This window comes from Bifidobacterium castoris, from assembly GCF_003952025.1.
GTDB lineage: Bacteria > Actinomycetota > Actinomycetes > Actinomycetales > Bifidobacteriaceae > Bifidobacterium > Bifidobacterium castoris.
Genome location: NZ_QXGI01000001.1, coordinates 389,559 through 416,007 on the forward strand (window position 1 = coordinate 389,559; position 26,449 = coordinate 416,007).

The 26,449-nt window shown below is 66.8% G+C and carries 21 protein-coding genes and 1 pseudogene; 7 read left to right on the forward strand and 15 right to left on the reverse strand.

Features of this window, described 5'->3' with window-relative positions; genetic code table 11:
* Positions 1-36 precede the first annotated feature (36 nt).
* The 5 genes from D2E22_RS01810 (at position 37) to D2E22_RS01830 (ending at position 6,102) form a co-directional block, all read left to right on the forward strand.
* A complete protein-coding gene (locus D2E22_RS01810; RefSeq protein ID WP_420897227.1) occupies positions 37-1,857 on the forward strand; it encodes a bifunctional ADP-dependent NAD(P)H-hydrate dehydratase/NAD(P)H-hydrate epimerase in 1,821 nt (606 codons plus the stop codon).
* Between the two features lie 110 nt (positions 1,858-1,967).
* Complete coding sequence (locus tag D2E22_RS01815; RefSeq protein ID WP_126031402.1) at positions 1,968-2,531, forward strand: redoxin domain-containing protein; 564 nt, start codon at positions 1,968-1,970, stop codon at positions 2,529-2,531.
* Positions 2,531-4,306 (forward strand): FAD-dependent oxidoreductase, encoded by a 1,776-nt coding sequence (locus D2E22_RS01820; RefSeq protein ID WP_126031403.1) that lies wholly within the window; start codon positions 2,531-2,533, stop codon positions 4,304-4,306. The genes D2E22_RS01815 and D2E22_RS01820 overlap by 1 nt, the downstream gene beginning before the upstream one ends.
* 182 nt (positions 4,307-4,488) lie before the next feature.
* The gene (locus D2E22_RS01825; protein ID WP_126031404.1) at positions 4,489-5,121 is read left to right on the forward strand and encodes an HAD family hydrolase; all 633 of its coding nucleotides are present in this window, start codon (positions 4,489-4,491) and stop codon (positions 5,119-5,121) included.
* 51 nt (positions 5,122-5,172) lie between these two features.
* Positions 5,173-6,102, forward strand: a complete 930-nt coding sequence (locus D2E22_RS01830; protein ID WP_126031405.1) for a LysR family transcriptional regulator — start codon at positions 5,173-5,175, stop codon at positions 6,100-6,102.
* 199 nt (positions 6,103-6,301) lie between these two features.
* Here the strand turns inward: D2E22_RS01830 and D2E22_RS01835 are convergent.
* Both D2E22_RS01835 and D2E22_RS01840 read right to left on the reverse strand, forming a co-directional pair.
* Positions 6,302-6,714: pseudogene (locus D2E22_RS01835) on the reverse strand (type II toxin-antitoxin system HicB family antitoxin).
* Between the two features lie 43 nt (positions 6,715-6,757).
* On the reverse strand, positions 6,758-6,910 hold the full coding sequence (locus D2E22_RS01840) for a type II toxin-antitoxin system HicA family toxin (protein ID WP_420897228.1): 153 nt from the start codon (positions 6,908-6,910) through the stop codon (positions 6,758-6,760).
* A 150-nt stretch (positions 6,911-7,060) separates the two neighbouring features.
* Here D2E22_RS01840 and D2E22_RS01845 point away from each other — a divergent pair, with 150 nt between their 5' ends.
* Complete coding sequence (locus D2E22_RS01845) at positions 7,061-7,405, forward strand: winged helix-turn-helix transcriptional regulator (RefSeq protein ID WP_095613730.1); 345 nt, start codon at positions 7,061-7,063, stop codon at positions 7,403-7,405.
* Positions 7,406-7,530: 125 nt separating this feature from the next.
* Here D2E22_RS01845 and D2E22_RS01850 read toward each other — a convergent pair whose 3' ends face one another.
* Positions 7,531-9,822 carry an RNA ligase gene (locus D2E22_RS01850; protein ID WP_164518374.1) on the reverse strand — a complete coding sequence of 764 codons (2,292 nt, stop codon included), beginning with the start codon at positions 9,820-9,822 and terminating at the stop codon, positions 7,531-7,533.
* Between the two features lie 294 nt (positions 9,823-10,116).
* On the opposite strand from D2E22_RS01850, the gene D2E22_RS01855 reads away from it, so the two are divergent.
* The gene (locus D2E22_RS01855; RefSeq protein WP_126031407.1) at positions 10,117-11,016 is read left to right on the forward strand and encodes an ADP-ribosylglycohydrolase family protein; all 900 of its coding nucleotides are present in this window, start codon (positions 10,117-10,119) and stop codon (positions 11,014-11,016) included.
* A 1-nt stretch (position 11,017) separates the two neighbouring features.
* On the opposite strand, the gene D2E22_RS01860 is transcribed toward D2E22_RS01855, so the two are convergent.
* The 12 genes from D2E22_RS01860 to metE all read right to left on the reverse strand — a co-directional run bounded on the left by D2E22_RS01860 (position 11,018) and on the right by metE (position 26,287).
* On the reverse strand, positions 11,018-11,503 hold the full coding sequence (locus D2E22_RS01860; protein ID WP_126031408.1) for a GNAT family N-acetyltransferase: 486 nt from the start codon (positions 11,501-11,503) through the stop codon (positions 11,018-11,020).
* Between the two features lie 49 nt (positions 11,504-11,552).
* On the reverse strand, positions 11,553-12,788 hold the full coding sequence (locus D2E22_RS01865; protein WP_126031409.1) for a 3'-5' exonuclease: 1,236 nt from the start codon (positions 12,786-12,788) through the stop codon (positions 11,553-11,555).
* A gap of 420 nt (positions 12,789-13,208) precedes the next feature.
* Entirely contained in the window at positions 13,209-13,904 is a 696-nt protein-coding gene (gene pyrE, locus D2E22_RS01870) for an orotate phosphoribosyltransferase (RefSeq protein WP_126031410.1), read from the reverse strand.
* Positions 13,905-13,952: 48 nt separating this feature from the next.
* Positions 13,953-14,915, reverse strand: a complete 963-nt coding sequence (locus D2E22_RS01875; protein WP_420897233.1) for a dihydroorotate dehydrogenase — start codon at positions 14,913-14,915, stop codon at positions 13,953-13,955.
* 11 nt (positions 14,916-14,926) lie between these two features.
* The gene (locus D2E22_RS01880) at positions 14,927-15,745 is read right to left on the reverse strand and encodes a dihydroorotate dehydrogenase electron transfer subunit (RefSeq protein ID WP_126031412.1); all 819 of its coding nucleotides are present in this window, start codon (positions 15,743-15,745) and stop codon (positions 14,927-14,929) included.
* Positions 15,746-15,833: 88 nt separating this feature from the next.
* Positions 15,834-16,787 carry an orotidine-5'-phosphate decarboxylase gene (gene pyrF, locus D2E22_RS01885; RefSeq protein WP_126031517.1) on the reverse strand — a complete coding sequence of 318 codons (954 nt, stop codon included), beginning with the start codon at positions 16,785-16,787 and terminating at the stop codon, positions 15,834-15,836.
* A 115-nt stretch (positions 16,788-16,902) separates the two neighbouring features.
* The gene (locus D2E22_RS01890) at positions 16,903-18,303 is read right to left on the reverse strand and encodes a dihydroorotase (protein ID WP_126031413.1); all 1,401 of its coding nucleotides are present in this window, start codon (positions 18,301-18,303) and stop codon (positions 16,903-16,905) included.
* Positions 18,303-18,725: an aspartate carbamoyltransferase regulatory subunit gene (locus D2E22_RS01895; RefSeq protein WP_126031414.1), complete on the reverse strand. Its 423-nt coding sequence runs from the start codon at positions 18,723-18,725 to the stop codon at positions 18,303-18,305. The genes D2E22_RS01890 and D2E22_RS01895 overlap by 1 nt, the downstream gene beginning before the upstream one ends.
* Positions 18,725-19,687, reverse strand: coding sequence for an aspartate carbamoyltransferase (pyrB, locus tag D2E22_RS01900; RefSeq protein WP_126031518.1), 963 nt, complete (start codon positions 19,685-19,687; stop codon positions 18,725-18,727). The genes D2E22_RS01895 and pyrB overlap by 1 nt, the downstream gene beginning before the upstream one ends.
* 161 nt (positions 19,688-19,848) lie before the next feature.
* Positions 19,849-22,953 carry a bifunctional [glutamine synthetase] adenylyltransferase/[glutamine synthetase]-adenylyl-L-tyrosine phosphorylase gene (locus D2E22_RS01905; protein ID WP_126031415.1) on the reverse strand — a complete coding sequence of 1,035 codons (3,105 nt, stop codon included), beginning with the start codon at positions 22,951-22,953 and terminating at the stop codon, positions 19,849-19,851.
* 39 nt (positions 22,954-22,992) lie between these two features.
* The gene (gene metF / locus D2E22_RS01910) at positions 22,993-23,829 is read right to left on the reverse strand and encodes a methylenetetrahydrofolate reductase [NAD(P)H] (RefSeq protein ID WP_126031416.1); all 837 of its coding nucleotides are present in this window, start codon (positions 23,827-23,829) and stop codon (positions 22,993-22,995) included.
* A gap of 157 nt (positions 23,830-23,986) precedes the next feature.
* The gene (gene metE / locus D2E22_RS01915; RefSeq protein WP_126031417.1) at positions 23,987-26,287 is read right to left on the reverse strand and encodes a 5-methyltetrahydropteroyltriglutamate--homocysteine S-methyltransferase; all 2,301 of its coding nucleotides are present in this window, start codon (positions 26,285-26,287) and stop codon (positions 23,987-23,989) included.
* Between the last annotated feature and the right edge of the window lie 162 nt (positions 26,288-26,449).

The following is a 26,449-nucleotide window of genomic DNA, read 5'->3' on the forward strand; positions in this document are numbered from 1 at the left end:
CTCGCACGTCGCGGGAAGGCGGGGAAAGGACCGACGATGAACGATCACGGCACGAGCGGCGCCGGCATGGCGGGCACGCAGGACATCGAAGCCGAGGAGGGGCCGCGCACCGACATGCTGCGCTCGAACGCCTACGGCGTGGCGACGGTGAAGGCGCTCGAACGCCCGCTGCTCGACGACGGCGCGCCGCTCATGCGCATGGCCGCCGCGGCGGCGGCGCGCCGCGTGCTCGACGTCATCGACGAACAGGACTGGGAGGCGGACGCGCTGCGCGTGTGCGTGCTCGCCGGCGCCGGCGACAACGGCGGCGATGGCCTGTACTGCGGCGCGATGCTCGCCGGCGAGGGCCTCAACGTGACGGCGATCGCCGTGGGCCGTTCGCTGCACGACGAGGCGTACGCCGCGTTCCGCGAGGCCGGCGGCCACGTCTTCACGCTCGACCCGAACGCGAGTATCCCCGGAGCCCCCGTCGGATTCTCCTCCGGCGAGGCCGGCGCACGCCTCGAACAGGCAGTGCGTTTCGCCTCGCGCGCGCACATCATCATCGACGCGATGACCGGCATCGGCGTCAACGGCGCGTTGCGCGGCATCCCCGCGGCCATCGCCGAGGCCGTCGGGAAGCGCGGCGCGCCCGGACGCCCCGCGCTTCCCGATGACGAGCTCGACATCGAATTCCCCTTCGTGCTCGCCATCGACACGCCATCCGGCATCGGCGTCGAGGACGGCGCACTGCCCGGCGCGTACATCCCCGCCGACATGACGATGATGTTCGGCGCGCTCAAGCCATGCGCGATGCTGCCTCCCGCCTGCTACGCGTGCGGCCGCGTCACGCTCGTCGACTTCGGCTTCGACGTCGACGACGCCGAGCCGGACGTTGAAATCGTCGACCGCGCCTTCGCCCAGTCCGCGATCCGCATCCCGCGCCTCGAGGACGCCAAATACGAACGCGGCGTGACCGGCCTGATCACCGGCTCCGACGCCTACCCGGGCGCCGCCGTCCTGTCCGTATGCGCCGCCGCGCGCTCGAACATCGGCATGGTGCGCTACCTGGGTCCCGGACGCGCGCAGGACCTCGTGCTGCACGCGCTGCCCGAAGCCGTCGTCGGCAAGGGCCATGTGCAGTCCTGGGTCGTCGGCTGCGGCGTCCCCGACGGCGCGCACGGCGACGAACGAGACCTGCAGCGCGCCCGCGCGAAGGCCCTGCTCGCCCACTACTCGCTCGACGGCGACGAGGACACGCGCCGCGCCGCGCTCGCGATGCCGCCGGTCGTCGTCGACGCCGGCGCGCTCGACCTGCTTCCCGCGCACGTGCCCGCCCACGTCGTCATCACCCCCCACGCCGGCGAGATGGCGGCCCTGCTCACCCGGCTCGGTGAGGCGGCCGACGCCGCCGACGTGGCCGCCCGACCGCTGGCCGCCGCACGCCGCGTCTGCGAACTGACCGGCGCGACCGTCCTGCTCAAAGGCGCTATGACCGTCATCGTCGGCGCCGACGACGCCGGCGCGACGCGCACGCTCGTATGCGGCCGCGCACCCGCGTTCCTCGCCACGGCTGGCGCCGGCGACGTGCTCGCCGGCATCACCGGCGCGATGCTCGCCCAACAGGCCGACGAGGTCGTCGCGGACCCCTCGCTCGCCGCCGAGGTCGTCGCCGGCGCCGCCTACGTGCACGGGCTCGCCGCCGCACTCGCCTCGCACAGCGACCAACGCGCATGGAAGGAGCCGGCGCTGTTCTCCGACGGCGACGAGGACACGCTCGCCGCCGAATCGGTCGGCCATCCGATCATCGCGATGGACGTCGTCGACGCGCTTCCCGCCGCCTTCGACATGCTCAATGCGACCGCACGCTACGAGTGAGCGACTAATCAGCTGCGGAACGAAAACGCGCGCACGTGTACGGTGGGATATGCGCCCAGCCAGCGAGCGTCCGCCATGAACGCGCGACGCCGTATCAGAAAGGAACCATCATGACACTGCTGCAGCACGACGTCATCGACTTCACCCTCCAGGCCTACCAGGACGACGGCATCCGGCAGGTGGGCAAATCCGACCTGCTCGGGCACTGGTCCCTGCTCTTCTTCTACCCCGCCGACTTCTCCTTCGTCTGCCCCACCGAACTCGAGGACCTCGCCGACCACTACGACGCGTTCAAGCAGGCCGGCTGCGAGATCTATTCCGTCTCCTGCGACACCCAATGGACGCACAAGGCATGGCACGATGCGAACGAGAGCATCGGCAAGATCGCCTTCCCGATGCTCGCCGACCCGACCGGCGCGCTCGCGCGCGACCTCGACACCTACAACGAGCACACCGGGCTGGCCGAACGCGGCGACTTCATCATCGACCCCGAGGGGCGCGTCGTCGCCTACGAGGTGATTTCGTCGAACGTCGGCCGCGACGCCGCCGAGATCCTGCGCCGTGTCAAGGCCTCCCAGTTCGTCTACGAGCACACCGATCAGGTATGCCCGGCCAAATGGGAGCCCGGCGACAAGACGATCAAGCCGAGCCTCGACCTCGTCGGGGAGCTGTGATGGGCACGGCCGGACAGGACTTCTATGACGCCGTCGTCATCGGCGGCGGCCCCGCCGGGCTCACGGCGGCGATGTACCTCGCACGCGCGCGCTACCGCACGCTCGTCATCGAGAAGGACGATTTCGGCGGCCAGATCACGATCACCGACGAAGTCGTCAACTACCCCGGTGTCCCGACGACCGACGGCCGCGCGCTCGCGTCGGCGATGCGCAGGCAGGCCCAGGACTTCGGCGCCGAGCTGCGCACGGCCGACGTGACCGGCATCGACATGCTCGACGACGGCGTCAAGCTCGTGCGCACGACGCGCGGCGGCGTGCGCACGTTCGCCGTCGTGCTCGCGATGGGCGCCGCGCCGCGCCGCATCGGATTCGCCGGCGAACGCGAATACGCCGGCCGCGGCGTCGCGACCTGCGCGACCTGCGACGGCGAGTTCTTCACCGGCCATGACGTCCTCGTCGTCGGCGGCGGTTTCGCGGCGGCCGAGGAATCGGTGTTCCTGACGCGCTACGCGCGCAAGGTCACCGTGCTCGTACGCGAGGACGACTTCACCTGCGACGCGCAGGTCGCGGAACGCACGAAAAGCGACCCGAAGATCGACGTCCTCTACCACACCGAGCTCGAAGGCGTCGAAGCCGGCGAACGCGGCCTCGTCGAAGCGACGCTGCGCGACGCGCACACCGGGCAACGGCGCCGGTGGCAGCCCGAGCACGACGGCACTTTCGGCGTCTTCGTCTTCGCCGGCTACGTGCCGCAGACCTCGATCGTCGACGGCTTCGTGCGGCTCGACGATGACGGCTACGTGATCTGCGACCCGACGACGCTCGAGACGTCGGCGCCCGGCGTCTACGCCGCCGGCGACCTGCGCGCCAAGGATCTGCGGCAGGTCGTCACGGCCACGGCCGACGGCGCGATCGCCGCCGTGCACGCCGAACAGTACGCGGCCGAGGCCTCCAGACGCACCGGCATCATCCCCGAACGGCCGTCCTCCGCCTCCGTCTACGAACGCAAGGAGCGCGACGCGCAGGAGAACGTGCCGCCCGAGACGACGCTCGCGCCGACGTCCAGCGACGTCGAGGACACGCCCGCGCCGCAGGTCGGTTCGTTCTTCGACGACGACGTGCGCACGCAGCTCGCGATGGTCTTCTCACGCATGCAACGTACGGTCACACTGCAGCTGCAGCTCGACGACACTCCGCTGAGCATCGAGCTCAAGGCCTTCGTCGAGGAGCTCGTGCGACTGGCAGACGGACGGCTCGAAATGGTGACCGACACGGTGGAACGCGTCGACGAGCACGGCCGCGGCGTCTTCAACGCGACGCTGCCGCTGCCCTTCGCCGCGCCGGTCGTCAGCCTGCTCGTGCGCAACGATGCCGGCGAGCTCGTGCCCACCGGCATCGCGTTCCACGGCGTGCCCGGAGGACACGAGTTCAACTCCTTCGCGCTCGCGCTGTACAACGCGGCAGGTCCGGGACAGCCGCTTGCCGACGGCGAACGCGAACGCATCGAGGCGATTCACGATCGGGTCGACGTGATGCTGCTCGTCTCGCTGACGTGCACGATGTGCCCGGAGACGGTGCGCGCCGCGCAACGCATCGCGTCGCTCAACCCGAACGTGCGCGCCGAGGCGTACGACATCGCGCGCTACCCCGAGCTCAAGGAACGCTACGACGTCATGAGCGTGCCGTGCATCGTCGTGACGCGCGGCGGCGAACAGCGCACCGAGTTCGGCAGGAAAGGCGTCACGCCGATGCTCGACCTCATCGAACACGTCTGATACGGCCGTCGTCCATATGCGAGGAGGATCCCCGTCCGTGGGGATCCTCCTCGCATATCCGCACCATGCCCGCATATGCACTGTCCGCCATTCGTACTGCACGGACGTGCACATCGGCGCCCGTGCAGTACACTGGCGATGTCATTCTCATCTTCATCCGATGCACCCAAGCGAGGTTCCCGATGGCCGATGCCCGTCCGATCACCGATGTCGTCTTCGATTTCTGCGGCGTACTCGTCGACTGGCAGTGCCATTGCGCGCTCGACGGCCATGTGGACGCCGGGCTCGTCGAACGCATCTGCGCCGACGACGACCCCTACGGCTTCTTCCACTACGAGGATCTGATGGATGGCGGCATGCGGCTCGACGACGTGCTGCCGATCGTCGAACGGGAGCAGGGCAAGGACATCGCCGCGATCTACCGGTACTACATCGAACACTACGGCGACGCGTTGCCGGGCATGGTCGCCGGCATGGAGGAGCTGCTGCGCGACCTCAAGGCCGCGGGCGTGCACGTGTGGGGGTTGACGAACTGGGCCGAGGAGACCTTCCATTTCGCCTTCGACCGCTTCCCGCGGCTTGAGGGGCTGCTCGAGGGCACCGTCGTCTCCGGCGCAGAACGGATGCACAAGCCCGAGGCGCCTATCTACCGGCTCGCCGAGGAACGCTTCTCGCTCGACCCATCGACGACCGTGTTCGTCGACGACACGGCGAAGAACGTCGCCGGAGCCGAGGCGCTTGGCTGGCACGGCATCCGCTTCACCGACGCGGCCGGCGCGCGTGACGCGCTGCGCGGGCTCGGCGCGGCCATCTGAGGCTTCATCGGGCAATCATCGGCAAACGGCAACGGAAAGGACTGGCATCGTATGGCCACATTGCTGCAGCTCAAGTACATCGTCAAGATCGTCGAATGCGGCTCGATGAACGAGGCCTCGCACATGCTGTACATCTCGCAGCCGGCGTTGAGCTCGTCGGTCAAGGAACTCGAGAACGAGCTCGGCATCGAGATCTTCACGCGTTCGTCGCAAGGCATCGCGCTGACGGTGGACGGCGCCGAGTTCCTCACCTACGCGCGCCAGGTGCTCGATCAGGTCTCACTGATGGAGGAACGCTACAAGAACGCGAAGCCGCGCAAGCAGCTGTGCTCGGTCTCGACGCAGCACTACATGTTCGCCGTCGAGGCCTTCGTCAAGATGATCGAATCGATCCGTTCGGACGAATACGAGTTCACGATCCGCGAGACGCGCACCCGCGACATCATCAACCAGGTCGCGAACATGCGCTCTGACATCGGCATCCTGTACCTGTCCGACTTCAACAAACAGGTCATCGGCAAGCTGCTGCGCGAGAAGCATCTCGAGTTCCATCCGCTGTTCCGCGCGCCGCTGCACGTGTTCATCGCGCGCACGAACCCGCTCGCGATGAAGAAGAAGGTCACGATGGAGGACCTCAGGCCCTTCCCGTTCATCCAGTACGAGCAGGGCGAGGAGGGCAGCTTCTACTTCGCCGAGGAGGCGGTGTGGCCGGACCAGTCCCCCAAGCAGATCAACGTGACCGACCGGGCGACGATCCTCAATTTCATCATCGGCCTCAACGGATACACGGTGTGCACCGGCATCGACAACGGCGACCTCAACAACGAGAAGATCGTGACGGTGCCGCTCGACACCGACGTGACGATGCTCCTCGGCTGGATCTCGCACGAGCGCGCCAAACTGACGAAGCCGGCGCAGGTGTATCTGGACAAGCTCAGGGACGTGCTCGGCGATCACGGATACGACGTCATCGAGCAGTGAAGGCGGCCGCGTGTGAGTCCGTGACGGGTCTCGTGACCGCCGTAGGGGCGTCATCCGTCCTCCAGATGGGCGTATCTGCGATTTTGGGGTGGGACGCGTGCGATATCCTCCGGCGTGTCACCGGCCAGAAGCCCGACACGCCGGAGGATATGCCCGACCTCCCCACCCCAAAATCGCAGATACGGCCTGCGACTCACACTCACGCCATCGTCTGCTGCAGGTATTCGGATTCCAAGGCGTCCCGTAGCGTATGCGAGTAATTCAGATTCTGCCGCGAGGCCCACGTATCCAGCCATGCAGGGATGGTGACATTCTTGCGTACCGCGCGATGACCGTATTGCTCCGCATAGGCGTCCATGTCCAGAAGGATCAGGGCCTTCTGCGCATTCGCATCGTCCGCGGCGACGTCCATCAGCGCAGTGGCTCGTGGAGCAGGCCTTCCGTCCTCCAGTTCGGTGAGTACCCATCCGCATGCGGCACCTGCACCATTTCCATCGCCTCGCTCAGGCTGGCGCCATAGGTGACCAGACCGGGCATGTCGGGGACGGTCGCGACATAGCCGCCTCCGTCCTCCCCGTAGGGTTCGAGAATGATCGGGTACGTCAGCTTCATTTCGTGCTCCTTCCCTGTATGCCCGCCTGCCTCCATATCGCCTTCACGACGACCGGCGGCAAATCACCTCTGTGGTTCGCGGCACGGTCACCTTGCCTTGTTTGCGAGGATGGACGTATTGCCGGTGGCTGCCGACCTGCGCTTTGATCTGCCAGCCATCCCGAAGAAGAATGCGTTCCACCTCTCTGAATCTCATGTCATGAGCATACGCATTATGCGCATATGGGATTTCTCCTTTCTAGATGCTTGTTTTGCGCTGCAGTCAGATTGGTGCTTGGCGCGGTGGTTTGGGAAGCGATGCTTACTAACCGTAAGTACCTGTATATTTGTGTGGTATGATGAGGGCATGCAGGACATCGACATCTTCTCCAAGGACTGCCCCACCCGCTTCAACCTGTCGGTCATCAGCGGAAAATGGGGGCTGCTCATCATTCTGGCGCTGGCGGACCGTTCGCTGCGCTTCAGCGAACTGGTGCGTACGATCGGTGGCATCAGCGAACGCATGGCGTCGCAGACGCTCAAGTATCTGGAACGCTGCGGCGTCGTGCGCCGGCGCGTCGTGCAGCATGCGAAGCCGCCGCAGGTGTACTACGAGCTCACGCCGCTGGGACGGCAGTTCGTCGCCCCCCTCTCCCAGCTCGTCGAGATCGCGAACCGCAACGTGGACGCGCTGATCTACCACCACGACTGATTCAGTTCCGCGATGTACGCTCCAGCGGCAGAGCAGCCTGCATGTGGGCCCGCGAACACGGTCTTGGATGCAGATGCGTCCGCTCCACGCGCGTTCGATTCAGCGATGTCACGGCCGATTCATGGTCACAGGTTCCTGCCCTCCGGCATGCCTTGGGCCGCCTGATAGGCGTTGCGCAGCCGGATGAGGTCGCCGCTGTCGAACACCTTCACGTCGGATGCGCCTTCGGCGGCACCGTCGTCCACGCGCACGTCCGCGTCTGCGCCTTCATCCTCCGGCCATGCGCGTCCGGAGCGGAATTCGATTCCCTGTTCGGCCACCCAGTCAAGCACCGAGCTTTCCAGTTCGTTGCACCGTTCACGGTTCACGGGCTTGGAGCTTTCGAGCAGCGCGCGGATCCTCTTCCATTGCCTGTAGTACGGCGTCTTGAACTTGAGCATGTGGCCGTCGGCGCCGGCGAAGACGAACCCTTCGATATGCTCGCCGCGATAGACGTAGTCGTCGCGGATGATGTCGGCGATGAACGCGCGCGCCTCATCCTCGTCATCGAGCACCGTTACGCGTTCCTTGACCGGCACGCCGAGGCTTCCGGCGAGCGCCGTCAGTGCTTCGTAATCGCACAGTTTCTGGAATTCGAAGCCGTTGCGCACCGCGTCGAGCAGGTAGGCGGTCGTCTTGGGGTATTCGATGATGTGTTCGTCGTGTTCCTTGTCGCATACTTCGAACAGCAGTGTGGCTTCGTGTTCGCGGCAGTATGCTTTGAGTTTGTCCTGTGTGGTCAGTGAGAGGATGACGTCGTGCGCGTATTCGGCGTATGGTCCGGTCAGTGAGCCTTTGGAGGTGATGATCAGTTCGTCCGTGGAGGGGTCGTAGCCTACCAGTCCGAGGAATCCGTTCTCTTTTTTGTACACGGAGATCGGGTATTGGACGGTTTTGAGGTAGCCGTCCCAGCGTTCCCTCTCCCCTTCGTTGAAGAATTTGTCGAAGCCGCGTACGACCACTTGGTTCGTGCGCATGTTCACGAACAGTCCGCGCGCTTTCTGCGTCATGTCGTTCCATACGTTCTTTTTGAAGGCGTGGCGTGTGAAGTTGAACGAGCTGATGTCGCCGAAGTCGCGTACGCGGATGTTTGCCGGGTCGTTGAGCAGGCGTTCGACGAATCTGCGGTTGGTCAGGTCGGCGCAGGCCGTGAGCGCGGCGTTGCGCACTTCCTTGGGGTGCACGGCGCCGTCCGTGTCGATGGTCGCGCTGCGCAGGAATCCTCCGTCTTCCACCCCTCGTTCGAGGTTGATCATGTTCGCGCCTTCGATCACGGGGACGTGGGCGATGTTCCTGTGGCCGTGGATCTGCACGATGTTTGGTTTGGCGTGTTCCCATGTGGTGACGACGTCGGCGAGTTCGTCGTAGTCGCCGGTGCCGTGCACGTATTCGCGTTCGGGGACGAATACGGCGTTCTTGTACCAGTCCGCGATGCCTCCGTGATCGACGAGGTATTCGTGGCCGGCGAAGGTGAACCAGAGCATCGGCGTAAGCCTGCGCGTGAATTTGAGCACTTCGCGCGGCGTGATGCCGGCTTGTTCGAGCTGCGGCTGCGTGCGTCGCGTGAATTCGCGCGAGCGTGCGTTCCTGCCGTGTGCGAAGTCGCGCATGTATGCTTCGTGGTTGCCTTCGACGAAGACGGTGTTGGAGTCCTCGGCGTGGTCGATGAGCCAGCGCATGACTTTGCCGTTCTCGGCGCCGCGGTCGAGGTAGTCGCCGGCGAACACGTACAGGGTGCGCGGGTCGAGCGTGCCGGAGCCGTCGTGATCGAGGCCGAGCGTCTCCATGAGCGCGCTGTGGCAGCCTTGGATGTCGCCGATGACCATGACGTGGTCGTAGTCGTCCGTGCTTACGGTGGTCGGGTGCGCGTACACCGCGGAGTCGAATCCTGCGGGCGTGGTGACGGTGATGCCGTTGGCGCGCGCAGCCGCCGGATCGTGCATGTAGATCAGTTTGCGGTAGTGTTCCTCCATGCCGCGGATCACGTCCGCGGGCACCGTCTTGGCGCCGCGTCCGCGCTGGCGGGCGATGCATTCGTCGATGGTGACGTCACGCATCATGTCCACGAGCACCGTCTCGTAGCGGTGGTCCTTGGCGAGCCTGATCATGCGGCGTGCGGTCTTGATGTTGCAGTTGGTGGCGTCGAGGATGATGAGTTCGCCGCCCCGCATGCGGTCCTCGATGATGACGCGCACGTGGTCCCAGACGCGCCGGTCGTATGCCTGCGACAGGACGAGCGTGCCGTCGGCGCGCCGTGCTGGGCCATAGCAGCCTCGCAGCGTGTCGGGACTGATCGCGTACGCCGCGAGTCCATGGGCGTCGATGAACGTGGTCTTGCCCGATCCGGGCACGCCGACCATCATGATGAATTTACGCATTCCCGTTCCTCCCCTCTTCTTCGTATCCTGCCTTATGCGGATACCGCGCCGCACCATGGTCGTCGGGGCGTGATCCGCCTGCGTCATTGCCTTTCGGATGCGTGGTGCACATCCTAGAGGAAGTCGCGCCGCCGCGCAAACCGGTTCCCGTATGCCCGCGGACGCAATGCTCCGGCGCCATGTGTCCGGGCCGGCGGCGCGCGTCCGCCCACGCCGGCCGAACGATGCGGCTACACTACTGAAGCGACGTCGGGCGTAGGCGCCCGATTCGCGGCGAGTCCTAAGGAGGGCATCATGTTCGGGGCGATCATCGGAGACATCGTCGGATCGAAGTACGAGTGGAATCCGATCAAGACGAAAGATTTCCCGCTGTTCTCCGACGGCGGCCGCTTCACCGACGACACGGTGATGACCTGCGCCGTGGCCGAGGGCATCATGAACGGCGGCGGCACCGACGACTTCATCGACGCGATGAGGAAGTACGGCCGCATGTACCCGGACGCCGGCTACGGCGCCCGCTTCCGCAAATGGCTCGCCTCGGAGAGCCGCGAGGCCATCGCCAGCTTCGGCAACGGCGCCGCGATGCGCGTCTCCCCCTGCGGCTGGATGATGGACTGCGGCTTCATGGCGCGCACCGGCTTCATGCCGATCGCCGGCCGTCAGCTGACCGAACGTTCGATCGCCGTGACGCACAACCATCCCGAAGGCGTCAAGGGCGGCATGGCCGTGGCCGACGCGATCTTCCTCGCGCGCTACTGGTTCGGCGGCTGCCACGGCGAATTCGAGCGCAGCATCGCCGACGATCCGGCCGAGTGCAAGCAGCGCATCCGCGACTACCTCAACCACGAGTACGGCTACAACATGAGCCTGTCCATCGACCGGATACGCCCCGCGTACCGTTTCGACGCGACCTGCCAGGGTTCGGTGCCCGAGGCGATCTGCTGCTTCCTCGACTCCGACGGCTTCGAGGACGCGATCCGCAACGCTGTGTCGCTGGGCGGCGACAGCGACACGCAGGCCGCAATGGCCGCGAGCATCGCGCAGGTCGCCTACGGCATCCCCGACGACATCGCCGGGCAGGCGCTCTCCTACCTGCCCGGACCGCTGCGCGACGTGCTCGAACGCTGGGACGACTTCTACCGCGAGCGCGACAAGCCGCCGTTGTTCTTCGAGCATCGTCCGTTGGCGGCGTAGCTCATGTGTCGATGCGGTTGATCTCGCGCAATGCCTTGTTGCGGTAGGTCAGGTCGTCGCGTGCGCTGAAGCCGAGGCGCTGCCAGAACGCGTTGCCGGCATCGTTGTGCGCGAAGGCGACGAGGGCGACTTTGATGATGCCTTCGTTGGCGAGCGCATGCAGTGCTGCATTGACGAGTGCGGTGCCGATGCCTTGGTGTTGGCGTTCGGGGTTGACGGCGGTGTGGTAGATGTATCTGCGTCGTCCGTCGTGTCCTGCGAGGATGGATCCGGTGATGGCTCCGTCGTCGGCTTCATGGACGAAGCAGGTGGTGGGGTTGCGTTGGAGGTATCTGGTGATGCCTTCGCGTGAGTCGTCGATGGTGTTGAGTCCCATGCCGGTGCATGCCATCCAGCATGCGTGGACGGCGTCGTAGTCGTCGGGTGTCATGATGCGGATCATGGGGGTTCCTTTGCGTAAGATGAAGCCCCGGACGGCTTGTCGTATGGATCGGCGAGGTATCCGGGGCGTTCATTGGATTGTCTGGGTTGCGGGATTATTTCACTCCGACCATCAGTGCCTCTTTGCGAGCGCGTGTGAGCGCCACGTAGATGAGACTCCGGTACTGCTTGCACAGTTCGCGTCTTGAGACCACGTCGGTGGTCTCTTCGAGCTTCCCCTCCGGAGGCACGGTGTCTGGATTGATGTCCGCGACGACGATGGTGTCGAATTCGAGGCCCTTGACACGATGCATCGTGGCGACGCGGATGCCGGGCCTGTCGGTGTCTTCCGCCTCCCTGCCGAGGACATAGGTCTCGCGTCCGTGCTGTTCGAAGTAGTCGACCCATTGATCGCACAGGTACTTTGCCGGCGCTACGATGCAGATGCTGCGCTCATAGTCCTCGCCGTTCTTTGCGATTTGTTCGGTGATCCAATCATCCACAGCCTTATGTTCCTCATGCTGACTGTGGAATCGCTTTGCAACGGGCGCTGGTCCTTGCATGAGTGAGTGGCTGTCGTTGGATTCGACCGTTTCCCCATTGAGATCGTCGAAACGCTCTGGATCGCCTTGCATGGATTCACCAAGAACCGCTTTGAACGCTTCGTCGGACACGTCCGTGCCGTTCGTGTCGAATACGCGTTCGGCGGCATCCCGGATTTGTTCGATCGTGCGGTAGTTGATGCGAAGTCTTCGGGATCGTCCCTGTATGGCGATGCCGCATTGGGAAAGCATGACGGTTTTGCCGTAGATGCGCTGCTGGGCATCGCCGACGATGGAGAAATCCTGCCCCTCATCGACGATGATGTGCGCATACGGGGAGGTGATTCGGCCTGCGCGCAGGCTATCCTCCACCATACCCATGGCTTGATAGACATCCCATTGCTTGTGGTCGCTCATATACCGGTGATAGGCTTCGGCGACCTTCCATAGCGACGCCTTATGGGCACGCGACATGCGCGATCCGCGTCCGCGGCGCGAGGAGCGGAAGTATTCACCAAGTGTCGTGATGCCCTTGTTTTTGATCACCTCTTCCCATTCGTCGCGCAGGAAGGCTTCCTCCCCGCTCCACTGGGACTGGCCGCTTTCCGCGATGGCGGCCTTCCACACTTCGCCAATCGCCACGTCATCATAGGTCAGCTGGTAGTCGAATCCGCGTTTGCGCAGACAACCGGCCACGTATCGGTCAAGATTGAGCACGTCGATGCGTCCGAGCTCCTCCTGCGTGCAGATGAGCTGAAGGTTCGCCTTGATGTCGGTCGCCAGATTCCTGCTGTATGTGGTGAACAGCACCTTATGTGCACTATGCCGCCGTACGAGTGTGCGGCGAGATATTTCGCGCGATGCATCGCCACAACCGTCTTGCCGGTTCCGGCACCGCCCGTGAGCCGGTACGACCCCTTGTAGTCCCGTTCCCCGTATCGCCGTTGCGACGCGGTTCACCGTGAGATTTCCAGTCAAGACCGCGTTCGCGACACAGACATCAGCGCTCTATGCATGGATCCGAGGAGGCGGTCTGACGTTATGCCCCGAAGAGGCCGACGCCAAAATCCTGACGCAGTCCGATGCCCGTACAACCACGATCGTACTTGACGACGATATGCGCGCAATGCTGCATTCTGTCTGCGAATTTCGCCATACCGCCGCACGGCTGGCCAGACTGACGAGACGAGGGGGTGTGGGCTGGTGCACCCCACACCCCTCCTGCCCCTCTCACGCCCCGTACCGCGCCAGATACTCCTCGGCGGCCTCGGCGATCTCGTCGCTGACGTACGGCCTGCCGTCGTCGTCGGGCAGTTCGCGGCCGGCGGCGAAGATCTCCCTGACGTTCGCGATCGCGAACACCGGGAATCCGAACTCGCGCTGCACGTCCTGCACGGCGGACAGGTCGCTGTCCTTCGTCTTCTCCATACGGTCCACGGACAGCACGAGCCCGACGATGTTGACGTCGGCCTGCTCCCTGAGCTTGGGGACGACCTCGCGCACGGCGGTGCCGGCGGTCATCACGTCGTCGACGAGCAGCACGTTCATGCCGTCCTCGAGCGGCCTGCCGACCATCGTGCCGCCGTCGCCGTGGTCCTTCCTCTCCTTGCGGTCGAAGGTGTAGCCGACGGTGACGCCGTAGTTGAGTTCGAGCGCGATCGACGTGGCGACGGCGAGCGGGATGCCCTTGTACGCCGGGCCGAAGATCGTGTCGATGCGGGCGGGCAGCCGCCCGTCGTCGATCTCGGTCTGGATCTTCTCGGCGTAGAACGCGCCGAGCGTCGCGATCTTCCTGCCGTCGTCGAAGGCGCCGGCGTTGATGAAGTACGGCGAACGCCGTCCGGACTTCAATGTGAAGTCGCCGAATCTGAGGGCGTTCGATTCGAGCAGGAACTTGGTGAATCGGTGGTCGAGGGAGTCGAACATCGTGTCTCCTTCCGGATGGATGTGTTCTGTGGTGTCGTCGAGGCGTCTTCAGCGCCAGGTGTCGCCCTTGGCGAGCTTTTCGGTCAGTTCGGGTCTGGAGTCGAGGAGCTCCTCGAGCTCGAGGGCGACACGGATCGGCGCGGTAGGGTCGTACAGCGCGGCGCCGCCGACCTCGACGGCGTTGGCGCCGGCGTAGAGGTATTCGAGGGCCTTCTCGCCCGAGTCGATGCCGCCGATGCCGATGATCGGGATGTCGGGCAGCGCGGCGCGCACGCGCCACACGCAGGCCAGGCCCACCGGGAAGACGGCAGGCCCGGACACGCCGCCGGTGCGGTTGGCGATAATCGGCTCGCCGGTCCTGATGTCGATGCGCATGCCGACGAGCGTGTTGATCATGCTCAGGCAGTCGGCGCCGCCGTCGACGGCGGCGCGCGCGATCGCGGCGATGTCGGTGACGTTCGGCGTGAGCTTGACGATCATCGGCTTGTCGGTCATCGGGCGCAGCCGGTCCATGAGCTTTCCCAGCGCGACCGGGTCGGTGCCGACGGACATGCCGCCGTGCGTCACGTTCGGGCAGCTGACGTTGATCTCGAGCATGTCCGCGTCCGAGTCGGCGAGCTTTTCGACGACCTGCGCGTAGTCGTCGTCGCAGTGGCCGGCGACGTTCGCGATGACGGTGGCGCCGAGGTCCTTGAGGTACGGCAGGTCGTGCGCGAGGTAATGGTCGACGCCGGGGTTCTGCAGGCCGACGGCGTTGACGGTGGCGGCCGGGCTTTCGGCGGTGCGCACGCCCGGGTTGCCGAGCCATTCGACCGGCGAGACGCCCTTCGTGGTGACCGAGCCCATCTGGGACACGTCGTAGAACCGTCCGCACGCGTAGGCGTTGAAGGTGCCGGAGGCGGTGCCGACCGGGTTCTTCCACGGCACGCCGGCGACGACGGTGCCGTGGCGCCATTCGTGCGGCGCGTAGACGCTCGTCGGGGTTTCATTGAGTTCCTGTTCGATGTTCACGTTGTCCTCGCTCACTTGTTGTCCCATCCCAGCTGGTGCGCGGTGAAGACCGGGCCGGCCTCGCACACCTTCTCGCGGCCGTCGCGCGTGTCGATCGTGCAGGCGACGCAGGTGCCGTAGCCGCAGCCCATGCGCTGCTCCATGCTCAGCTGCGCGTCGACGCCGCGCTTGGACGCCCATTCGGCGACCGCCTTCATCATCGGCGTCGGACCGCACGACAGGATGATTAGCTCACGGCCGCTCTCCTGCAGACCCGGCCACAGGCGTTCGAGCAGCGTGAGCACGTTGCCTTCCGACTCGTCGATGCTGTGCACCTCGTCGGCGTATCTGGCCGCGTACACGTCGGCGAAATGCGCGTCGCGGTAGCCGAGCACGGCGATCGCGCGGCAGTCGTCGCGTCCGGCGAGCGCCTGCGCGGCCTCGAGCAGCGGCGGGATGCCCAGCCCCCCGCCGACGAGCAGGTAGTCGGCCGCCTCATGCAGGTCGAAGGGCCTGCCCAGAGGGCCGAGCACGTCCACATGGTCGCCGGCCTTCAAGTGCGCGAACTCGTCGGTGCCGTAGCCGACGACGGCGAAGATCAGGCTGACCCGGTCGCCGTCGACGTCGCTGACGCCGAAGGGGCGCGGCATCAGATGCTGCGGGTTGGACGAGTACAGGTTGACGAACTGTGCGGGCCGGACGTTGGCGGCGATGAACTCGTCGCGGAACGTCAGGCGCACGACGCCGGGCGTCAGTTCGCGCACGTCGGTGACGTCGACGGTGCGCCGGGTCGGCGTGCGGCCGTTCGATACGGCATCCTCCACCGTATGGGAAAACGCTGTGGTTGGCATGGGTGTCCTGTCCCTCTTTCTTCTCTGCTGTGGTTGCTGGACTGGGGTTCTTCTCGCGCCGCCGCGCCCGCAGGGGCGCGCGTGCATGTCAGGCGAGCGCGACGCGCAGCTGGTCGCGCATGTCCTCGGCGGCGCGCCGCGCGTTGGCGGCGACGAGTTCGAGCGCGGTCTCGGGTTCGAGGCCCGCGTCGTAGCGCGCGTCGTCGCGCCATGCGCCGATGATGCCGCGCGACGAGTTGACGATCGCGCCGGAGCCGTCATGGTCGAACATGCCGGCGACCGAGGCCGCGGTGCCGCCCTGGGCGCCGTAGCCGGGCACGAGGAAGAAGGTGTGCGGCATGCGTTCGCGCAGCGCGGCGCCCTCCTCGGGGTGCGTGGCGCCGACGACGGCGCCGGTGCGCGAATAGCCGAAGCGGCCGATCGTGTCGGCGCCCCATTGCTCGACGAGGTCGGCGACGTGTTCGTAGACGCGGCCGCCGTCGGCCAGCTGGAGCTCCTGGATCTGCGCGGAGGACGGGTTCGACGTGCGCACGAGGACGAACAGGTCGCGGTCGGACTCCCCGGCGGCTTCGACGAACGGTTCGATGCCGTCGGAGCCGAGGTAGGGGTTGACGGTGAGCGCGTCCTCGTGCCATACGTCGGCGCCGTCGAAGCCGGTCAGGTGCTTCGCGTAGGCGGCTGCCGTCGAGCCGATGTCGCCGCGTTTGACGTCGCCGATCACGTACAGGCCCTGCTGGCGCGCGTACTGGCAGGTCATCGTGTAGCAGTCGATGCCGGCCGGGCCGAGCGCCTCGTACATCGCGATCTGCGGTTTGACGGCGGGCACGATGTCGGCGACCGCGTCGATGATCGCGCGGTTGAACTCGAAGTACGCGGCCGCGGCGCCGGTCGCGGCGAGGTTGTCGTCGTCCTCCTCGACGTATTCGTCGGCTTCGATGCGGTAGGCGTCCATGACCTGAGCGGGCACGAGCGCCGGCGTGGGGTCGAGGCCCACGACGCTCGGGTTCTGTTTGTCTTCGATGGCTTCGATGAGGCGGTCCATCATGCTCCTTGTGGGTGGTTGTGGATGTGAGGGGCGTTGTCTGCTTCGCGCGGCGGTTCGTCCGCGCGGCCGGGCGCGCGGGCGGGGTTGCGCTGCCCGGCGTCGCGGGGGCGCGTCAGGCGAGCGCGTCGAGGCTGGCGGAGACCAGGCGCGAACCGATGATCGTCGCGTACGGCCTGCCGGTGACCTCCCAGCCGTCGAACGGCGTGTTGCGCGCCTTCGACCGGAACTCGTCGGCCCGGATCGTCCATGCGTCGTCGAGGCCGAGGATGACAAGGTCGTTGCGCTCGGGGTGTTCGCTCGCGCCCAGGTCGAGCGTGCGTTTCGCCGCGCATTTCGCGCCCGTGTTGAGCAGGGCCGCGATGTCGGTCGAATGCCTGCCCATGAGCGAGGCGGGGTTGAGCGCCATGAGTTCGATGAGGCGTTCGTCGCTGATCCAGCCGCCGCCGACGAGGACCGTGTGGCATACGGCGAACGCGCATTCGAGGCCGATGATGCCGTTGGGCGCCTCAAGGAAGCCGAGCGCCTTCTCGTCGGCGGTGTGCGGGGCGTGGTCGGTGGCGATCATGTCGACGGTGCCGTCGGCGATCGCGGCGATCGTGGCCTGCCGGTCCTTCTCGCTGCGAAGCGGCGGGTTCATCTTCGCGCGCGTGCCGTATTCGAGCAGCGCCTCGTCGCTTAATGCCAGGTAGTGCGGCGCCGTCTCGCAGGTGATCGGCAGGCCCTCGGCCTTGGCGCGGCGGATCGCGTCGAAGCTGATCGCCGTGCTCACATGCTGGAAGTGCACGTGCACGCCGGTCTCGCGCACCAGGTCGATGTCGCGTTGCACGACCGCCAGCTCGGTGTCCTCGGGGATGCCGGGCACGCCGAGCTTCCTGGCGACGGGGCCGTCGTTGACGGCGCCGACGTCGTGGTGCTCGCAGTGCTCGATCAGGTACAGCCCCGTCTCCTTGACGTTCGCGAACACGTCGCGCAGCACCGGCGTGGGCACCGCCGAGCCGTCGTCGCTCATCGCCGTGACCGGGTGCGCGATCTGCGCCGCGTCCTTCTCATCGTCGTTGCCGGGCATGTACCACGCCCAGTCCTTGGGCTCGGTCGGCTCCTGACCCGCGCGGCCCTTCGTCGCGCACACGCACAGCTCGTAGCGCACCGGCAGCGTCACGCCGTGGATCCGCTCGTAGTGCTGCAGGTAGTCGATGACGTTGTCGCAGCCGGCGGCGAGGACCTCGTCGGCGCCCGGCTCCCCGGGAGTGACGATCCGGCCGTCCATCGCCGGCACCGTGTTCGGCATGATGAGCACGTTCGTGTAGCCGCCCGCGGCCGCCGCCGCGCAGCCGGTGGCCATCGTCTCCTTGTACGTCTGGCCCGGATCGCGGAAATGCACGTGCGGGTCCTCGAGGCCCGGCGCCACCGTGAGACGCGAGGCGTCGACGATCTGGTCGCGTCCGTCGGGCACGACCAGGTCGATGCGCTCGCCGGTGTCCCACACGCGGATGTCCCTGAAGGTGATCGACATCAGAACTCGGCCTCCTCGTCGCAGTAGCGGCATCGGTACACGTCCCCGTCGGCGCGGTCGAGGTAGAAGACCTGGTCGACGCCCGGCTCGGTCGTCGTCACGCAGCGCGGGTTGACGCAGGTGATGACGTCGACGACGCGTTCGGGCAGCGTCGGCGTCTTCTTGTCGACGATGCGCCCGCCCCGGATGACGTCGACGGTCGCCGAACGCGCCACGAGGCCGAGCACGTCGAGGTCGATCGCCGTGTCCGCGTCCTCGACCTTGATGATGTCCTTCGTGCCGTAGCGGCGCGAATCGGTGTTCATGATGAGCGCGAGCTTCGTCGCGGACGGGTTGATGCGCAGGTATTCGAGCACCTTGAGCGCCGTGCCGGCCGGCACGTGGTCGATGATGATGCCGTCCTGGATGCTGGTGACCTCCATCAGGCCATGACCTCCTTGTTCTCGTGGTCGGCGAACCCGGGCAGCTCGTCGCCGAGCACCGAGCTCTCCAACGCCATGCGCATGAGCATGCCGTTCCTGACCTGTTCGAAGTAGGCGGCGCGCGGGTCGTCGTCCACCTCCTTGGCGATCTCGTTGACGCGCGGCAGCGGGTGGAGCACCGCCATGTCCGGCTTGGCGAGGGCGAGCTTGGCCGCGTCGAGGATGTACGTGTCGCGCAGGCGCAGGTAGTCGTCCTCGTTGAAGAAGCGTTCCTTCTGCACGCGCGTCATGTACAGCGCGTCGAGGTCGCCGATGACCTCGCTCAGGTCGCTGACCTCCACGTACGAGCAGTCCTCGGTCGCGTTGATGCGGTTGAGCACGTACTGCGGCGTGCGCAGCTCCTTCGGCGAGATGAGCACGAAGCGCACGTCGCCGAAACGGCACAGCGTCTCGATGAGCGAATGCACGGTGCGTCCGAAGGTCAGGTCCCCGCACAGGCCGATCGTCAGATGGTTGACGCGCCCGAAGCGCGAGCGCAGCGTCGCGAGGTCGGCGAGCGTCTGCGTGGGGTGCATGTGGCCGCCGTCGCCGGCGTTGATGACGGGCACGGACGCGGCGTCGGCGGCGACGAGCGCGGCGCCCTCCTTGGGGTGGCGGATCGCGACGACGTCGACGTAGTTGGAGACGGTCTTGAGCGTGTCGGAAATCGATTCGCCCTTGGTGACCGAGGCGAGCTGGGCGCCGGCGAAGCCGATGACCTTGCCGCCGAGGCGCAGCATCGCCGTTTCGAAGCTCAGCCGTGTGCGCGTGCTCGGCTCATAAAACAAAGTGGCCAACACTCTGCCGTCGCAGGTGTGTGCCACTTCCTTGCGGTGCGTATCGATGTACCGCGCCTTGTCGAGCAGTTCGCGGATCTGCTCGATGGACAGGTCGTCCAACGTGATGACGCTCGTGCCGACCATCGAGGGTGCGGGAGCGTTGTGTGCTTCGCTAGCCAATGACTCACCTTTCTGACCGAATGTGAAGGTGGTCACCGAAGTGACCTCTCCAACTATAACCGCACCCGCCTATTGGGGGCCGGATGCGGACCCGGGGCGTGTCCCGTCTCACGATGCGAATGCCGTCACGCCTCGACGCCGTAGAACAGCCGTTCGCACACCTCGCGGCTGCGTCGCATCTGGGCGAGGATGTCGTTCTCGAAGCGCTGGCCGTGGTTCGCGTCGTAGCCGAGGTAGACGGCGATGCCGCCGAGCGAGTACATGTCGGTCGGCAGGATGTCCGCCTGGCTGGCCCGTCCGCTCCACAGGTAGTTGCCGTTGCGCGCGTCGGTGCACATCTGCCACGCCTCGCCGAGCGTGTTCGCGTCCTCCTCGCCGATCACGTTGTCGGCCACGAGTTCGCCCAACGCCTCCGTGGTGGAGTTGACGCGCAGGTCCGGGTCGCCGTGCGCGTGTTGCAGCTGCAGCAGCTGGATGGTCCATTCGACGTCGCTCAGGCCGCCCTTGCCGAGTTTGAGGTGGCGGTCGCGCCGCACGCCGCGCGGCAGGCGTTCGGCTTCCATGCGCGCCTTGAGTTTGCGGATCTGCCCGATCTCCTCCTCGGTGAGCGCGCGGTCCGGGTAGCGCAACGGATCGGCGATGTTCGTCAGGAAATCATCCGCGAGCGCCATGTCGCCGCCGGCGGCGCGGGCGCGCAGCAGCGCCTGGCGTTCCCATGTGCTGGACCATGAGCGGTAGTATTCCTCGCATGACGCGTAGGAGCGCACGAGCGGCCCGTTCTTGCCTTCGGGGCGCAGGTCCATGTCGAGTTCGATCTTCGGTTCGAGGCTGACGGGGCCTTGCACGAGCATGCGCAGCTGCTCCTGGACCTTGCGTGCGAAGCGGTTGGCGGCCTGGTCGTCGGCGCCCGCATTGGGGCGGTAGATGATGATGACGTCGGCGTCGGAGCTGAAGTTGACCTCGCGTCCGCCGTAGCGGCCCATCGCGATGATGGTGATGGCCGCCGGGGCGGCGTCGATGCCGTCGGCGCGCATTTGGGCGTTGACGGACCAGCGCAGCGCGGCGTCGAGGATCGCGTCGTACACGTCGGTCATGCCTTCGAGCATCTCGGGGCCTTGGATGACGCCGCTCATCCACCCCAGTCCGATGCGTTCGATCTCGTGGCGGCGCAGGGCGCGCAGCGCGGTGGCCGCTTCCCTGGCCGCGTGCGAGTGGCGGTCGATGATCGCCGCGCACTGCGTGTCGAGGCTGGCGCGGGAGCGGGCGTGCAGCTTCGCGTCGTCGCCCAGCCAGGTGATCGATTCGAGGGATTTGTTGAGTGCGTCGCCCAGGTACCGCGAGTTGGACAACACGTGGCACAGGCGCCGGGCGGCGGACGGCGAGTCGCGCAGGAAGCCGAGGTATTCGTGTTCGCCGCCGAAGTGTTCCTCGAGCGTGCGCCAGTACAGCAGGCCCATGTCGGGGTTCTGCCCTTCCCCGAGCCAGCGCAGGACCGCCGGCAGGAGGATGCGGTTGATCTTCGCGGCGCGCGTGACGCCGTCGGTCAGGGCGCGCACGTGGCGCAACGCGGCGGCCGGGTCGGCGAATCCGATCGCCTCGTAGCGTTCGAGGGTCGCCTCTTCGCTCAGCGCGACCGCCTCGTCGGGCGAGGTCGCGCTGATCGGCAGCATCGGCCGGTAGTAGATGTCGTTGTGCAGGCGGCGCACCTGTTGGCGGGTTTCGTCGTATTGCCCGACGAGCTCCTCGGGGCGCATGTGCACGGCCCGGGCGAGCCGGTGCAGTTCGGGGTTCTGGTTGAGTTCGTCGGTGTTGAGCGTGCGTTTCCTCTCGAGGCCGCCGACGTTGCCGCGGCCCAGATCGGGGAACAGGTGGGTGCGTTTGAGCATCCACATCTGCTGGCGGTGTTCGAGCACGCGTTCGAAACGGTAGTCCCAGGCGAGCGCCTTCGCCTGGGGCCGTGAGACGTAGCCGCCGTCGGAGAGCGCCTGCAGCGCGTCGAGCGTCGAGCGCACGCGCAGCGACGCGTCTGTGCGCCCGTGCACGAGCTGCAGCATCTGCACGGTGAACTCGACGTCGCGCAGGCCTCCGCGCCCGAGTTTGATCTCGCGGTCCTTGAGCGGCGCGGCGATGAGGTCCTCGACGCGTTCGCGCATGCGTTGGCAGTCGTTGACGAAGTTCTCGCGTCTGGCGGCCGTCCAGACGAATTTCGCGGCCATCGCCTCGTAGTCGGCGCCGAGGTCCGCGTCGCCGGCGACGGCGCGCGCCTTGAGCAGCGCCTGGAACTCCCAGTTCTGCGCCCACTGCCCGTAGTAGGCCTCATGCGCGTCGAGGCGGCGCACGAGCGGGCCGTCCTTGCCTTCGGGGCGCAGCGCCCCGTCGATCTGCCACAGCGGCTGCTCGGCCACACCGGACACGACGGACTGGCATATGCGCTGCAGCGTCGTCGCGATCTTCGTGCCGATGCGCGTGAGCGTCGGATTGTCGGTCTGCCCGTCGGCGGGTTCGACGACGTAGATGAGGTCGACGTCGGAGACGTAGTTGAGTTCGCGGGCGCCGAGCTTGCCCATGCCGATGACCGCGAAACGCACGTGTTCGGATCCGGCCGTCTCGCGCCTCGCGACCGCGAGCGCGCCTTCGAGCGCCGCGTCGGCCAGGTCGGACAGTTCGCCGCTGATCTTCGGCTGGATCTCGATCGGGTCGCCGTCGGTCACGTCCTGCGCCATGATCGCGGCGAGCTGCTCGCGGTAGTCGGCGCGCAGCGCGCCGGTCGCCTCGGCGAGCGGTTTGGAGGCCATCGGGGCGCCGGACTCGGCGTCGGCGCCGACGGCCTCGAGGATGCGCCGTCGGCGTTCCTCGCGTGTGACGGCCGCCGTCCGGCGCGGTTCGGCGACGGCGGCGCGCACGAGCGCCGGGCGGAAGCGCATGAGCGTGCCCATCGCGTTCGAGGCGCCGAGCACGCCGATCAGGCGCGCCATGGCGGCCTCGCCGGCTGCGATCGAGGACAGCGTTTCGCCCCGGTCTGCGAGCGAACGGCGGATGTCGACGAGGTTCGCGAGCGCCGTGTCGGGGTCGTCGCATGCGGCGAGCTGGCCGAGCAGCGTCGCGACGGCCTCGTGGTCGGCGTCGGCGCCGAGCAGGTCGGCGATGAGCTGCTTCGCCCTGCCGATGCTCTGCAGTCCGGCGTGGATGACGTCGCGGGTGGGGATGTTCGTCGGTGTGCCTTGGTCCATGGGTCCAATCTACCCGTGCTGGATGACGCTGCGGGCGGCTCAGCCGAAGAACGCCTTCGTGTTCGCCCAGATGCGCCGGGTGACGCACGGCCGGTTCATCGTGTACAGGTGGATGCCGTCGACGCCGCGGGCGGTCAGGTCGCGGATCTGCTCGGACGCGTAGATGATGCCGGCCTCCTTGAGGGACGCCGGGTCGTGGCCCCACATGTCGAGCATGGCGGCGAGCGGTTCGGGGATCCTCGAGCCGCACAGGCCGGCCATGTGGCGCACCGAGGCGCAGTTGGCGACCGGCATGATGCCGGCCTCGATCGGCACGTCGACGCCGGCGGCGCGCGCCTTGTCGCGGAAGCGCAGGAAGTCCTCGTCGTCGTAGAACAGCTGGGAGATCAGATGGGTGACGCCGGCGTCGACCTTGCGTTTGAGGTTGTCGATGTCCTCGTCGAGGCTCGCCGCCTGGGGGTGCTTCTCCGGGTAGCAGGCGCCGTAGATAGGCAGGTCGGGGCGGCGCTCGCGGATGAACGCGGCCAGGTCGGAGGCGTGTCGGAACACGTTCGCCGGTTCGCGTTCTGGGTTGCGGTCGCCGCGCAGCGCGAGGACGCCGGCGACCTTCGCCTGGTCGAACAGGTCGAGCGCCTCCTCGGCGCCGGCCTCGTCGAGGTACTGGGCGGTCAGGTGGGCGACGGCGGGGATGCCGTATTCGGCGCGCACCGTGTTCGCGATGCGCGCGGTGGCGGTGCGGTCGACCGATTTGCCGGTGCCGTAGGTCACCGAGATGAAGGCGGGTTCGAGGCCCTGCAGGCCGTCGAGCGTGTCGTAGATCGTGCCGACCGGCGCGGTGCGCTTGGGCGGGAAGATCTCCAGGGAGAAGATGGACATGATGGGTCGTCCTCGGATACGGGAGGTTGGAACGGGAAAGCGGGAGGGGGTAAAGGGGTAAGGAGGAAGGGAGGGCATCGTCGTCGCGTGGGGGCCGACGGCGTCATGCGCCGGCGATGCGCGATGGGCGCGCCCGCCCCGGGGCGGGCGCGCAGGGTCACAGGCGCGAGCGCACGGCCTTCGCGGCCTCGACCATGTGCCCGAGGCTCGGCCACGTCTCGGCCTCGCCGCGGGTCTTGAGGCCGCAGTCGGGGTTGATCCACACCTTGTCGACGTCCATCTTGGCGAGGATCTCGCCGATGCGCTCCTCGATCTCGGCCTCGCCCGGCACGCGCGGCGAGTGGATGTCGTAGACGCCGGGGCCGGCCTCGGTCTCGAAGTCGGCGTCGTCGATCGCGTCGAGGACGACGAGGTCGCCGCGCGACGCCTCGAAGGAGATGACGTCGGCGTCCATCGCGTCGATGTCGCGGATGATGTCGTTGAACTCGGAGTAGCACATGTGCGTGTGGATCTGCGTGTCCGGCCTCACGCCCGAATGCACGAGGCGGAACGCCGGGATCGCCCAGTCGAGGTACTTCGCGTGCCAGTCGGAGCGGCGCAGCGGCAGCTTCTCGCGCAGCGCGGCCTCGTCGATCTGGATGATGCGGATGCCGGCGGCCTCGAGGTCGAGGACCTCGTCGCGGATCGCGAGCGCGAGCTGGCGCGTCTGCTCCTCGGCGGAGATGTCCTCGCGCGGCCACGACCAGTTGAGGATCGTGACCGGGCCGGTGAGCATGCCCTTCATCGGCTTGTCGGTCCTCGACTGCGCGTAGCGGCTCCATTCGACGGTGATCGGTTCGGCGCGCGAGACGTCGGACCACACGATCGGCGGCTTGACGCAGCGCGTGCCGTAGGACTGCACCCACGCGTTCTTCGTGAACAGGAAGCCGTTGAGGCGCTGGCCGAAGTACTCGACCATGTCGTTGCGCTCGAATTCGCCGTGCACGAGCACGTCGAGGCCGATCTGCTCCTGCTGGCGGATCACGTCGTCGATCCGGTCCTTGATGAACGCGTCGTATTCGTCGCGGCTGATCTCGCCCTTGCGCAGCTTCGCGCGTTCGGCGCGGATCTGACTGGTCTGCGGGAACGAGCCGATCGTCGTCGTCGGCAGCGGCGGCAGGCCGAGCGCCTCGCGCTGCAGCCGCTGGCGCTCGGCGCGCGCGGGCAGGCGCGTGAAGTCGTCGTCGGCGAGCGCCTCGAGGCGCGCCCTGACGGCATCGTCGCGCGCCACGCGGCTGCCGTCGAACAGCAGCTGGTTCGCCTTGAGCACGTCGGACGCCTTCTTCGCGTCGTCGTCGAGGTCGACGAGGTCGGCTATCTCGCGCACCTCGTCGAGCTTCTCGACGGCGAACGCGAAGTGCCGCAGGACGTCGTCGCCGAGCGCCTCCTCGCCCTTCGTGCTGAACGGCACGTGCAGCAGCGAGCAGGCGGAGGCGACGGCGACGCGTCCGGTGACGCGCTGCAGCCCCTCGACGAGCGCGATGCTCTCCGCGTAGTCGTTGCGCCAGATGTTGCGTCCGGAGACGACGCCGGCGAACAGCGTCGTGCGTTCGCCCACGCCGTGGGTCCCGACGGCGGCGAGGTTCGCCTCGCGGCCCTCGACCAGGTCGAGGCCGACGCCGTCGAACTCGAAGAGCCTGACGGTCTCGTAGATGTCGGCGATGTCGCCGAAGTAGGTGTTGAGCAGCACCTTGACCCGCCCCTCGCGCGCCGGCAGGATGCGCGAGTAGAGCGACTTGAACAGCCGCACGTCGGCGTCGTCCTTGTCGAGCACGAGGCACGGCTCGTCGAGCTGCACCCATGCGGCGCCGAGGTGGGCGAAGCGGCGCAGGATCTCGGCGTAGACGCCGGCGACGGCGTCGATGAGGCCCTCGTCGACCCTCAGTTCGCGCGCCTGGTCGTCGCGCGAGAGCTTGAGGAAGGTGTACGGGCCGATAAGCACCGGCTTCGTCTGGTAGCCGAGCGCCTTCGCCTCGAGGTACTCGTCGAAGGGCTTCGTGCCGTTGAGCCGCACCTCGGTCGCCTCGTCGAACTCGGGCACCAGGTAGTGGTAGTTCGTCGTGAACCACTTCTTCATCGGCAGCGCGGTCACGTCGCCGCGTTCGCCCTGATAGCCGCGCGCCATCGCGAACAGCGTCTGCTCGGGGTCGTCGAAGGACAGGCGGCGGTAGCGCGCCGGGATCACGTTGAGCAGGATCGCCGTGTCGAGCATCTGGTCGTAGAGGCTGAAGTCGTTGCTCGGGATCAGGTCGATGCCGGCGGCGCGCTCGAGCCGCCAATGCTCGGCGCGCAGCTCGCGGCCGACGCGGCGCACGTCGTCGAGCGACGCGTCGCCCTTCCAGTACGCTTCGATGATCTTCTTGAGCTCGCGGTTCCTGCCGATGCGCGGGAAACCGGAGATGGACGTGGGAACGCTCATGGGTGCCTCCAAAAATCGGGCTTGCTTGCTGCAACGTGCATCACGCTAGCAGACCGGCCCGGGCGGCGGCGCCCACGTCTTGCGAAAAAGCCGCGAAACGGCCATACCGGTTATTGAGACGACGTCATAACCGCAGCTTATAGCCCGGGCCCGAAGGCCCGG